13 protein-coding genes are annotated in these 11,399 nt (G+C 67.7%); 7 read left to right on the plus strand and 6 right to left on the minus strand.

From position 1 onward, the window contains the following. Positions 1 to 45: 45 nt before the first annotated feature. Complete coding sequence (gene infC / locus EV137_RS24150) at positions 46 to 723, minus strand: translation initiation factor IF-3 (protein WP_238156848.1); 678 nt, start codon at positions 721 to 723, stop codon at positions 46 to 48. Positions 724 to 1,069: 346 nt separating this feature from the next. On the opposite strand from infC, the gene EV137_RS24155 reads away from it, so the two are divergent. After that, positions 1,070 to 1,450, plus strand: a complete 381-nt coding sequence (locus EV137_RS24155; RefSeq protein WP_134130922.1) for a DUF1844 domain-containing protein — start codon at positions 1,070 to 1,072, stop codon at positions 1,448 to 1,450. A 50-nt stretch (positions 1,451 to 1,500) separates the two neighbouring features. Next, a complete protein-coding gene (locus EV137_RS24160; RefSeq protein WP_134130923.1) occupies positions 1,501 to 2,478 on the plus strand; it encodes an aldo/keto reductase in 978 nt (325 codons plus the stop codon). Here the strand turns inward: EV137_RS24160 and EV137_RS24165 are convergent. Next, positions 2,463 to 2,837, minus strand: a complete 375-nt coding sequence (locus EV137_RS24165) for a MerR family transcriptional regulator (RefSeq protein ID WP_134007477.1) — start codon at positions 2,835 to 2,837, stop codon at positions 2,463 to 2,465. The genes EV137_RS24160 and EV137_RS24165 overlap by 16 nt on opposite strands. A 53-nt stretch (positions 2,838 to 2,890) precedes the next feature. Here EV137_RS24165 and EV137_RS24170 point away from each other — a divergent pair, with 53 nt between their 5' ends. Then, on the plus strand, positions 2,891 to 3,751 hold the full coding sequence (locus EV137_RS24170; RefSeq protein WP_238175528.1) for a phosphotransferase: 861 nt from the start codon (positions 2,891 to 2,893) through the stop codon (positions 3,749 to 3,751). Between the two features lie 186 nt (positions 3,752 to 3,937). On the opposite strand, the gene EV137_RS24175 is transcribed toward EV137_RS24170, so the two are convergent. From EV137_RS24175 to EV137_RS24185, 3 genes are read right to left on the minus strand one after another with little or no spacing between them, the layout of a single operon-like run. Next, positions 3,938 to 4,849, minus strand: coding sequence for a carbohydrate ABC transporter permease (locus EV137_RS24175; protein ID WP_134130924.1), 912 nt, complete (start codon positions 4,847 to 4,849; stop codon positions 3,938 to 3,940). Beyond that, positions 4,846 to 5,724 carry a carbohydrate ABC transporter permease gene (locus EV137_RS24180; RefSeq protein ID WP_133785361.1) on the minus strand — a complete coding sequence of 293 codons (879 nt, stop codon included), beginning with the start codon at positions 5,722 to 5,724 and terminating at the stop codon, positions 4,846 to 4,848. The genes EV137_RS24175 and EV137_RS24180 overlap by 4 nt, the downstream gene beginning before the upstream one ends. Further along, a complete protein-coding gene (locus EV137_RS24185) occupies positions 5,724 to 7,019 on the minus strand; it encodes an ABC transporter substrate-binding protein (RefSeq protein WP_134130925.1) in 1,296 nt (431 codons plus the stop codon). Before EV137_RS24185 ends, EV137_RS24180 begins: the two co-directional genes overlap by 1 nt. 83 nt (positions 7,020 to 7,102) lie before the next feature. Between EV137_RS24185 and EV137_RS24190 the strand changes: the two genes are divergently transcribed. Next, positions 7,103 to 8,119, plus strand: coding sequence for a LacI family DNA-binding transcriptional regulator (locus tag EV137_RS24190; protein ID WP_134130926.1), 1,017 nt, complete (start codon positions 7,103 to 7,105; stop codon positions 8,117 to 8,119). A gap of 49 nt (positions 8,120 to 8,168) precedes the next feature. Continuing rightward, positions 8,169 to 9,338, plus strand: a complete 1,170-nt coding sequence (locus EV137_RS24195) for a glycoside hydrolase 5 family protein (protein ID WP_134130927.1) — start codon at positions 8,169 to 8,171, stop codon at positions 9,336 to 9,338. Here the strand turns inward: EV137_RS24195 and EV137_RS24200 are convergent. Further along, positions 9,335 to 10,051, minus strand: a complete 717-nt coding sequence (locus tag EV137_RS24200) for a TetR/AcrR family transcriptional regulator (protein ID WP_134130928.1) — start codon at positions 10,049 to 10,051, stop codon at positions 9,335 to 9,337. The genes EV137_RS24195 and EV137_RS24200 overlap by 4 nt on opposite strands. A gap of 152 nt (positions 10,052 to 10,203) precedes the next feature. On the opposite strand from EV137_RS24200, the gene EV137_RS24205 reads away from it, so the two are divergent. Both EV137_RS24205 and EV137_RS24210 read left to right on the plus strand, forming a co-directional pair. Continuing rightward, entirely contained in the window at positions 10,204 to 10,629 is a 426-nt protein-coding gene (locus tag EV137_RS24205; protein ID WP_134130929.1) for a DUF1707 SHOCT-like domain-containing protein, read from the plus strand. Continuing rightward, a complete protein-coding gene (locus EV137_RS24210) occupies positions 10,626 to 11,399 on the plus strand; it encodes an ABC transporter ATP-binding protein (RefSeq protein WP_134130930.1) in 774 nt (257 codons plus the stop codon). Before EV137_RS24205 ends, EV137_RS24210 begins: the two co-directional genes overlap by 4 nt.

The raw sequence follows: 11,399 nt of genomic DNA on the forward strand, positions 1-11,399 counted from the left end.
TCGGTACGACGGGCTCCGGCTGCCTCGGGCGGCCGGAGCGTTCCGTCACTCCGGGTCGAGGTTGTCGGCCGGACCCTTCGGCTTCTTGGTGACTCCGGCGGCGCGTTCGGCCTCGTGGGCCTGAACCTGCTCGGCACGCTGTGCGCGCTCGGCCTCTTCCTCGGCCTCGCGCTCGGCCTTCCGCTGCGCCTTCTCGGCTTCCACGTCCACGCGCGCTTCGGACTTCTTCTTGTGCGGTCCGAGCACCATGATCATGTTCCGGCCGTCCTGACGCGGCGACGACTCGACGAAGCCGAGCTCGGTCACGTCTTCGGCCAGCCGCTGCAGCAACCGGAAGCCGAGCTCCGGCCTGGACTGCTCACGACCGCGGAACATGATGGTGATCTTGACCTTGTCCCCGGCCTTCAGGAACCGCACCACGTGACCCTTCTTGGTCTCGTAGTCGTGCGGGTCGATCTTCGGCCGCAGCTTCATCTCTTTGATGATGGTGTTGGTCTGGTTCCGGCGGGACTCGCGCGCCTTCTGCGCGGTCTCGTACTTGTACTTGCCGAAATCCATCAACTTGCAGACCGGAGGCCGGGCGGTTGCGGCGACCTCGACCAGGTCGAGATCGGCTTCCTGGGCCAGCCGAAGTGCGTCCTCGATCCGAACGATGCCTACCTGCTCACCGTTCGGTCCGACCAGCCGCACCTCGGGAACGCGGATGCGCTCGTTGACGCGCAAATCAGTGGTGATGGGTCCTCCTGGGGTTGAACTCGTACTGGGTGCCACCTCGCGATCACCGCGAGCCCCGTGTAATCCCTGGGAAAAACACAAAGGCCCTCGTGCGATCACACGAAGGCCCAATTCCCAGATGTACGACGGTCCGACCTTGCGGCTGGTACACCGTACTGTCGTTGTGATCCTCCGGATGTCCTCCAGTGGCTCTCAACATGACCGGGACCCGCCGACTGTTCATCGACTGGGTGGGAGGTGGCCCTCCGCTTAGACTCGAACCACGGGCGGTCCTGAACTATTCCGCTCAGGGGTCACCAATGGACCGGGTCGGTCGCCATGCAAGAGTAGCAGCATGACCGACGCAGATGCCACCTCACAGCCCGACCCCCTCTCGACCGCGTCCCGCGACATCGCCGAGGTCCCCGCCGTGGAGATCATCTCCACCGCCGCACTGCACCTGATGAGCGCCGCCGCCGTCAACCTCGGCCTCGCCGCGGACCTGCCGGACCACAAGGACCTCGACGAGGCCCGCTCGCTGATCGACTCGCTGGCCGGCCTCCTGGACGCCGCCGCTCCCGCGCTCGGCCACCACCACGCGGCGCCGTTGAAGGACGGCCTCCGCTCCCTCCAACTCGCGTTCCGCGAAGCCAGCACCATCCAGGACGAGGCCGGCCAGGGCCCGGGCGAAAAGTACACCGGCGCGGTGTACCCCACGGCGACGCAGAGGTCTTGAGGCAGCGGGGTCTTGAGCTGGAGCGCGGTCCAGCTCCTAGCGTCGGGGAGATGGACTACAAGAATCTCGGAACGACAGGTCTGAAGGTCAGCGAGCTCTGCCTGGGCGCGATGATGTTCGGCGACCGGACGGACGAGCAGGACAGCCGGAAGATCCTGCAGAAGTTCACCGACGTCGGCGGGACGTTCATCGACACTGCCGACGTGTACGGCGCCGGCGCGTCCGAGGAAGTGCTCGGACGCTGGCTGAAGACGCAGCAACGATCCGACTACGTCATCGCCACCAAGGTCTGGGGACGGGTCGGGCCGCGGCCTACGGACCAAGGACTGTCTCGCAAGCACATCCTCGACGCGATCGACGCGAGCCTGCGGCGCCTCCGCACCGACTATGTCGATCTCTACCAGCTCCATCTCTGGGACGACAGCGTGCCGCTCGCCGAGTCGCTGTCGACGCTGGACGGCCTCGTGCGGGCCGGCAAGGTCCGCTACATCGGAGTCAGCAACTTCCGTGGCTGGCAGCTGCAGAAGGCGGTGGACCTGTGTGCACAGAACGGCTGGGAGCCGCTCTCCAGCCTCCAGCCGCTCTACACCTTGCTGGACCGCTCGCCCGAGTGGGAGCTGCTGCCGGTGTGCAAGAACGAGGGCCTCGGCGTCATCACCTGGTCGCCACTGCGCTCAGGCTGGCTGTCCGGCGCGTTCCGGCGCGGCATGACCGCGCCGCCAGAGGACAGCAAGGTCTCCACGCCTGGCACCCACTCGTGGGACCGCTATGCCAATGAGCACACGTGGCACGTGATCGACGAACTGACGGCGGTCGCGGCCGAGACCGGTCGCACACTCCCCCAGGTCGCTGTCCGCTGGCTGATGCAGCGTCCCGGCGTGACCGCGCCGATCATCGGTCCCCGGACGCCGGAGTACCTCGACGATCTCCTCGGCGCCGCGGAGTTCTCGCTCGCGCCGGAGCACCAGGAACGACTCGACGTCGCCAGCCGGCCGGAGTCGGTCCCCTACCCCTACTTCTTCGACTGATCTGCCGCGCCACGGTAATGAGCGATCTTGTCGTCGAGTACGTCGAGGGCGACGTTCATCTTCGCGATCTCACCGTGGAGGCGGGACCGGTGCTCCTCGAGCAGCTCGACCACACCGGTCGGGCCGCCCGAGCGGTCCCGCAGCCGGCCCATCAACCGCTGCAGGTCGCTGATCCCCAGTCCGGCGTTCCGCAGGCACACCAGGAGCCCGACCCAGGCCACGTCGTGGTCGCTGTAGACGCGGCGCCCCGCGGAAGTTCGACGTACCGGACCGAACAGTCCGAGACGTTCGTAGTAGCGCAGGGTGTCCAAACTCAGACCGGTGCGCTCGGAGGCCTCGGCCGGTGCGTACGTAGTCATGCGGTCCATCCTGCGACCTGGAGTGCACTCCAGGTCAACTACGGTGAGGCGCTGTGACTCATGACGGCATGCCGGCCCCGGTGGCGAAGCTCGATGCGCAGCAGTTGCTGCGGGAGGTCAATCAGGCGAGCGGCGCGGGGCTGGAGTTCGTCGGGCCGGCGGGCGGTGGCGAGGTCGGTGCCGCGTTCGTGCGCTGGCCCGATGGGCGGGACGGCGTACTGACGCGCGGATTCGGTTCCCTGGCCGAGCTTCGGCGTACGGCGGAAGTTCTCGAGGCAGCGCGGCGGGGCGGGCTGCCTGTCCCGCAGTACCAACTGCTGGCGGACCTGCCGGACGGCGTCGGCGTGGTGCAGGAGCGCCTGCCAGGACGACCACCGGAGACCGTCGACCGCGCGTTGCTGGAGTCGATGATCGCCCTGACCGACCACTTCACCGGGCTGGCCCCCGACCTGCCGGTCCCATCGATGTACCTGCTCGAGAGCGGGCCCGGCTTCTGTCTGCACGAGTCCCTCCAGCGGTACGACGACCGCACGCGGAGGCTCCTGGACCGGATCCACGAGGTCGGCCGGGACGAGCCGAGCGACATGACCGGCGACGACCTGGTGCACCTCGACTTCCACACCGGGAACGTTCTGACCGAGGCCGGACAGATCACCGGGATCGTCGACTGGGACGGCATCGGCCGCGGCGACCGCCTGTTCGCGCTGGTCACCCTGCGGTTCGACGCCCACGTCCGTCTTCCCGACGCGGACCTGACCTGGTACGACGAACTCCTCGAGAACACGCTCAATCCCGCCGTACTGCGCCTCTACTGGGCCCACATGTCCTTGCGCCAGGTCGACTGGTCCATCCGCCACCACACCCCGTCCGCCACGACTCACTGGCTGGACCTCGCCGAGACCCGGATGCGCTGACAACCCGTTTCGGGCCTGGCCGAAAGGGCTCGATCTGGGCTACAACGGCACCGGCTGCGGCCCGGTTTACCGCGCCACCGGCGAGTACCTGCCGCACGACTACACGCCGATCAACTCGATCGTGCTCGTGCGGTAGTCCACGCGAAACAGCCGGCTCCGACCTGCACCAGGTCGGAGCCGGTTGCGCTATCCCTTGACGGCGCCTTCCTCGACGCCCTTGAAGAAGAAGCGTTGCAAGGTGGCGAAGACGATCACGATCGGGATGAAGGCGATCATCGTGCCCGCCGCGATCAGCCGCGGGTTGTTGCTGAACGTGCCGGACAGGTACTGCAGACCGACGGTCAGCGTGTACTTGTTCGGATCGGTCAGCACGATCAGCGGCCAGAGGAAGTCGTCCCAGGCGCCGATGAACGCGAAGATCGCGACCACGCTGATCGTCCCGCGCACCGACGGCAGGCCGATGTACAGGAACCGTTGCCACGCGTTCGCGCCGTCCACGACCGCAGCCTGGTCGACTTCGACCGGCAGCGACCGGAACGCGTTGTACATCAGCAAGACGTTCAGCGCACCGATCATCCCGGGCAGTGCGACGCCGAAGAGCGTGTTCGCCAGCCCGAACTCGCGGACCGTCACGTACTGCGAAATGATCGTGACCTCACCCGGCAGCACGAGGGTCGCCAGGAACAGCCCGAGGACGATCTTGCGGCCGCGGAACTGCAACCGGGACAAGGCGAACCCGGCCAGCGAGGCGCCGATCACGTTGCCGCCGACAACCAGGAACGCAACCACGAGCGAGTTCCGCGCGTAGTCCCAGACCGGGATGGTGTCGGTGACCTCCTTGTAGTGGTCGAACGTCGGCTGCGCCGGCAGCAGCCGCGGGATCCGGGTGTAGATGTCCTCCCCGGAGCCCTTCAGCGACGTCGACAGCTGCCAGAGGAACGGCCCGATCGTGATCAGCAGGACGAACACCAGCAACACGTACCGCGCGACCTTCTCCCGCGGCGACACCGAGTTGAACCCGGACGAACGCCGCCGCCGCACGGACTTCGGCGCCTCAGTCGCGACGACAGGCCGCGCCGGATCAGTGACAACACTCATGCTTCTGCTCCCCGGCGGTTGAGACGGGCCAGCACCAGCATCGGTACGACGGTGACGAAGAACAGCACGATCGACAACGCGGAGGCGTACCCGAGGTTGCCCTCGAAGCCCTGGCTGTACTGCTGGATCAGCATCACGACCGAGTTGTCCCGGCCACCCGGACCGCCCTTGCCGCCGCTGAGGATGAACAGCTCGGAGAACACCCGCAGCGCCGACACGGAGATCAGGATCGAGATCAGGATCATCGTCCCCCGTACGCCGGGGATGGTCACGTGCACGAACCGCCGCAGCGGGCCCGCGCCGTCGACCGCGGCCGCCTCGTGCAGTTCACGCCCGACGTTCCCGAGGGCGGCCAGGTAGATGATCATGTAGTACCCGAGCCCCTTCCAGATCGTCAGACTGATTGCGCTGAGCAACAACAACCACTGGTCGGACAGGAACGGCAGCGGACCGGAGATGACTCCGAGCTTCTCGGCCAGACCGTTGACCAGGCCGCGGTCGTCCAGGATCCACTGCCAGATCAGCGCGACCACGACCGCGGACGCCACCACCGGGGTGTAGAACGCGGTCCGGAAGAACGTGATCCCGGGCAGCTTCTTCTCCACCAGTACGGCGAGCAGCAACGGCAGGACGGTCAGGAACGGCAGGCAGACCACCATGTAGATGACGCTGTTCAGCAGCGCCCACCGCAACTGCTCGTCGTGCAGCAGGGTCTCGAAGTTCTTCAGCCCGACGAAGTGGCCGCCGCCGATCGGCTTGGCGTTCGTGAACGACAGGATGACGGTGTTGATCGACGGCCAGAGGTTGAACACCAGCAACCACGCGAGTGCTGGGATCACCAGCACCCACGGGGTGAACCAACGGTTGTAACGCATCACTGAGTGAGTAGCTGGTTGGCCTTGGCCACCGCGGCGTCGAGAGCTGCCTGGGACGAGATCTTGCCGGAGATCGCCAGCGAGATCTGCTGCCCGATGAAGTCGTTGGTCGCGCCGCTGATCACCGGCGGCTGCAGCACCTTGGCCTTGGCCAGCGACTGGAACGCGAGCACCTTCGCGTCACTCTCCGGCGTGCCGTCGGACTTGGAGAAGTACGGGTCGGAGGCGGAGGCCTTGGTGGACGGGAAGATGTTCACGATCTTCGCGAACGCGGCCTGGTTCTCGGCGTTGGTGACAAAGCGGGCGAGCGCGATCGCCGCGGCCTGGTTCTTGGACTTGGCCGAGACCGACAGCCCCTGCACGTACAGCGGCGGGGTGTCCAGCGCCGGCGACGGGACGACCTTGCCCTTCAGCGACGGGTTGTCCTTCACGAAGTCCTGGATCGCGTTGCCGCCGCCGGTGGTCCAGGCGACCTTGCCCTGGGTGAAGAGCTTGGAGTTGCCCAGGTACTCGTTGGTCAGGATGTCGCGCGGCATGTAGCCCGCCTTGTAGGCGTCGCGGTACTTGTCCAGCAGCGCGGCGGCCTCGGTGGTGTTGAAGGTGAACTTCTTGCCGTCGTCGGAGAGGATCTTGATCCCGGCGTTGGTGAAGTCGCCGATGCCCGGCAGCCGGCTCATCAGGTATTCCTTGCCGCCGGTCTTGTCGTGCATCGTCTTCGCGGCGGCGAGCAGCTCGTCGAAGGTCTTCGGCGGGTTCTTCACGTCCAGGCCGGCCGCGGCGAACTTGGTCGCGTTCCAGTAGTCGATGTCGGTGTTCAGGTACCACGGGTAGCCGAACGTGCCGTCCATCCCCTGGTACTGGTACGCCTGCACGCCGCCCTCGACGTACTCCTCGTTCAGCTTCGGGTCCGCGGCGGCGACGTCGAGCAGCATGTTCTGCTTGGCCAGGCTGAGGGCGAAGTCGGGCGGCAGGTTCGTGACGTCCGGAAGCTGGCCGGCCGAGGCCTGGCTCAGCACCTTCTTGTCGTAGCCGTCGCCGGGCTGGTCGAGCCAGGTGACGTGCGTGCCCGGGTACTTCGCCTCGAACGCCTTGATGACGCCTTCGACGTACGACGTGAACTTGGGCTTCAGCGCCCAGGTCTGGAAGCTGACCTCACCGGTCACCTGGGCTCCCGCGTCGACGGTCGGCTTGGCGCCGCCGCTGCTGCCCGAGTCCTCGGAACCGAGGCCGCAACCTGCGAGGGTGAGGGCGGCGGCGGCAAGACTTGCCACGAGCGCCGAACGGCGTCTACGCATGGGATCTCCTGGATTGATAAACCGGTATAGCTCCCGAACTATCCACATCGTAGAATCCGCTGTCAAGGGCAGGAGGTACGACGATGGCTAGACCGACGATCGCGGACATCGCGACCAGGGCCGGGGTGTCCAAGGGTGCGGTGTCGTTCGCGCTGAACGGGCGGCCGGGGGTCAGCGACGCGACCCGGGAGCGGATCCTGAAGATCGCCGAGCAGATGAGCTGGCGACCGCACAGTGCGGCGCGCGCGCTCGGGGCGTCCCGGGTCGACTCGGTCGGCATGGTGATCGCACGGCCGGCCAGGACGCTCGGGGTCGAGCCGTTCTTCGCGCACCTGCTGTCCGGCGTGCAGTCGGGGCTGTCGGCGGAGTCGATCTCGCTGCAGTTGCTGATCGTCGAGGACACGGCGGCCGAGATCGAGGTGTACCGGCGCTGGACGTCGGAGCACCGGGTCGACGGCGTGATCCTGGTCGACCTGACCGTGAAGGACCCGCGGGTCGACGAGCTCAGGTCGCTCGAACTGCCGGCCGTGGTGATCGGCGGCCGCGGCGGCAAGGGTGCACTGGCCTCGGTCTGGGCCGACGACCGCGACGCGATGCTGTCGATCGTCGAGTACCTAGCCGCCCTCGGCCACCGCCGGATCGCCCACGTCGCCGGTACGCCGAACTTCCAGCACACGCAGCGCCGGATCCGGGCCGTCCGCGACGCCGCACCCCGGCTCGGACTGCTCGACGCCCCGTCGCTGACCACGGACTTCAGCGACTCGGAGGGCGCAGCGATCACCCGCAAGCTGCTGTCCCAGTCCGATCGCCCGACCGCGATCGTCTACGACAGCGACGTGATGGCGGTCGCCGGCCTCGGCGTCGCGATGGAGATGGGCGTCTCGGTGCCCGGCGACCTGTCGATCGTCGCGTTCGACGACTCGATCCTGACCCAGCTCATGCACCCCGCGCTGACGGCCCTGTCCCGCGACACGTTCGACTTCGGCCGCCAGGCCGCCGAGGTCCTCCTCGAAACCATCGCCGACCCGACCACCGTCGTGAACCGCCGCACCCCCGACCCGGTCCTCACGGTCCGCGAGTCGACTGCGCCTCCGAGCTGATCTGGACCGCAGTTGCTCTTGTGGCCTAAACCGATTTAGCATCCTCGGCATGGCTTCGGTGTCCGTCACGCCCCGGTTCGGTGCGAACTACGTTCCCTCGGCGGGATGGTTCTACAGCTGGCTGGACTACGACGGCGACGCGGTACGCCGGGACTTCGCGGACCTGGCCGGGATGGGTCTGGATCACGTCCGGGTGTTCCCGGTCTGGCCGTGGATCCAGCCGAACCGGGCGACCATCCGCGAGCAGGCGATCGCCGACCTGCTCGACACGATCGACGCCGCCGCGGAGCACGGCCTGACCGTCGCGGTCGACCTGATCCAGGGGCACCTGTCCAGCTTCGACTTCCTCCCGTCGTGGGTGCTGACCTGGCACAAGAGCAGCCTGTTCGAGGACAGCACGGTCCGCGACGGTCTCACGGCGTACGTCGATGCCGTGGCCCGCGCGGTCGCGACGAAGCCGAACGTCTTCGCGATCACGCTCGGCAACGAGGTCAACAACCTCTGGCCGGACAGCACCACCACGCCCGAGACGTCGACCGCGTGGGCACAGGACCTGCTGACGACGCTGAAGAAGGCGGCACCCGACGTACTCGCCCTGCACTCGGTCTTCGACGACGCCTGGTACAAGGGCGACCATCCGTTCCACCCCGTCGACGCGGTGGACCTGGGTGACCTGACCACTGTCCACTCGTGGGTTTTCAACGGGGTCTCACGAGTGGACGGTCCCCTGGGTCCGGCCACCCTCACCCACGCCGACTACCTGGTCGAGCTCGCCCGGGCCACCGCAATCGATCCCGGGCGGCCGGTGTGGCTGCAGGAGATCGGCGTACCGGGACCCGACATCCCCGTCGACCTCCAGGCCGAGTTCACCCGCCGTACTGTCGAGACGGTGCTCACGAACCAGTCCCTGTACGGCGTGACCTGGTGGTCGTCGCACGACATCGACCGGCGCCTGCTCGACTTCCCGGACCGCGAGTACGACCTCGGCCTGTTCACCGTCGACCACCAACGTAAACCGGCCGCGCAGGCACTCGCGGACGTGATCGCCGAGGTGCAAGCGAACGGTGTACAACAGCAAGCAGCCGCCACCACGCTGACCGCGCCGATCAACCTCCGCACCGAGCCGGATCGTCGCGCGGAAGTTGCCCCCGGCAGCGAATTCCACCTGCACTGGGTCGAGGCCCGCGCGAACGGACCCGTCCGCATCGCCCTGCCCTAGCTTTTCCGCGTGATCAGGACTTCGATGCCGTCGAGGATGCGGGCGAGGCCGAACTCGAGGTCGTCGTCGAGCTCGTCCTCGTATTCCTGGTTGAGGTAGAGCGACACCAGCGTCGGATACCCGCCCTCCATCAGCCGCGGGACGAGGAACTGTCCGACCTGCTCCGCCTGCACCGGCGTGCGGTCGCTCGCCCCGAGCTGACGCGCCAGGCCGGCGTAGTTCCGCGCGTACCCGTCCAGGAGCATCAGGCACCCGAGGTTGTCGTGCTGACTGAGCCCGGTTTCCGCTAGCGCCGCCAGCATCACCTCGACCCAGCGCAGTAGGTTCGGAGTGACGGGCGCGCCACGGATCGGTACGTCGAGCAGCCACGGGCGGTCCTCGTACAACTCGACCTGCGCATCCACCCACGCGATCGCCGCCGCACGCCAGCCGGACGGCAGCTCCGGCGGCAGCCCGACCGCCGTGTCGTGAACCAGGACGATCAGCTCTTCCTTGGACCGGACGTAGCGGTACATCGCGTTCGTGCTGACGCCGAGCTGTGCCGCGATCCGCTGCAGCGAGACCGCCTCGAACCCGTACCGGTCGCCGAACTCGATGCCGGTGGCCACGATCTGCTCGACCGACAACGCCGGCTTCGGGCCGCGCCGCTGCACCGGCTGCACGCCCCACGAGAGGGCGAGCCCCGGCGGCAGGTCCGCGCGATCCTCGGTCATACCTCCATCCTGACGCACGCCGTACGCCGGCGAACAGTGGAGCTAGGTCCACCTCGAAAACGGGTCCTGAGCACCGCGATCCGAAACTGTTCAACCCATACGCTGTTTCACATCGGAACCTCACCTCAGGAACCAGCCGAAGGGAACAGCTCATGAACACGATCCTCGAACCCCTGTTGACGCCGGACCAGGTCCAGCTCACCGACACCGATCGCCGAGCCGCGATCAGCAAGCTCGACAGCGCCGTACGACAGGCCGCGCTGACCCCGTCGCAGGCAAGCGACCGCCAGGACCAGGTCCTCGCGGCCCGGACCCGCGGCGAACTGCGCAGCATCCTGTCGGGTGTCGCGAACGCGGCGCCGCCCCGCGGGCTGACCGTGGCGCTCCAGGCCTTCACCGGCGTCTGGCTGGTCGCCTGCGTGGTCCAGTTCGTGGTCTGGCTGACGCTGGCGGTCTTCGGTCATTTCGACGGCCCGTGGTGGCTCTGGTCGGACCTCGGCCTCGGCGCGATCGTGGCGATCCTGTGGTGGACCAACGAGTCCTACCACCGCAAGTCCGACGTACTGGTCGCGCCGTGAACAACACAGGGAACGCGCCCGTACAGCTGACCGACGTGCGTAAGGTCTACGGCACCGGGCCCGGCGCGGTCGACGCGCTGGCCGGTGTGACCTACGAGTTCGCCGCCGGCACCTTCACCGCCGTGATGGGCCCGTCCGGCTCCGGCAAGAGCACGCTGCTGCACTGCGCGGCCGGCCTCGACACCCCGACGACCGGTGACGTCCACCTGGCGGGCCGGTCACTGCGTGGCCTCGACGAGACCTCGCTGACCGAGCTGCGCCGCGAGCACGTCGCCTTCGTCTTCCAGTCCTTCAACCTGATGCCGGCGCTGACGGTGCGGCAGAACGTCGTACTCCCGATGACGCTGGCCGGCAAGCAGCCGGACGACGCCTGGGTGACCGAGGTCATCCGGGCGGTCGGTCTCGGCGAGCGCGTCAAGCACCGGCCGAGCGAACTGTCCGGCGGTCAGCAGCAGCGGGTGGCGATCGCCCGGGCCCTCGCCGGCCGGACCGCGATCACGTTCGCCGACGAGCCGACCGGCGCGTTGGACACCACCACCGCGCTCGAGGTCCTCACACTGCTCCGCGACCAGTCCCGCCGGCTCGGTCAAACGATCGTGATGGTCACCCACGACCCGGTTGCGGCGTCGTACGCCGACCGTGTCGTCTTCCTCGTCGACGGCCGGATCGTGTCCGAGTTGCGCCGAGGGGCCGTCCACCCCACCGCCGAGGCCGTCGCCGCTGAGCTCGCCCAGCTGAGCGCCGGCCGCCTCTCACCCACGGAGAGCTGA

This window comes from Kribbella pratensis, from assembly GCF_004366075.1.
Lineage (GTDB): Bacteria > Actinomycetota > Actinomycetes > Propionibacteriales > Kribbellaceae > Kribbella > Kribbella pratensis.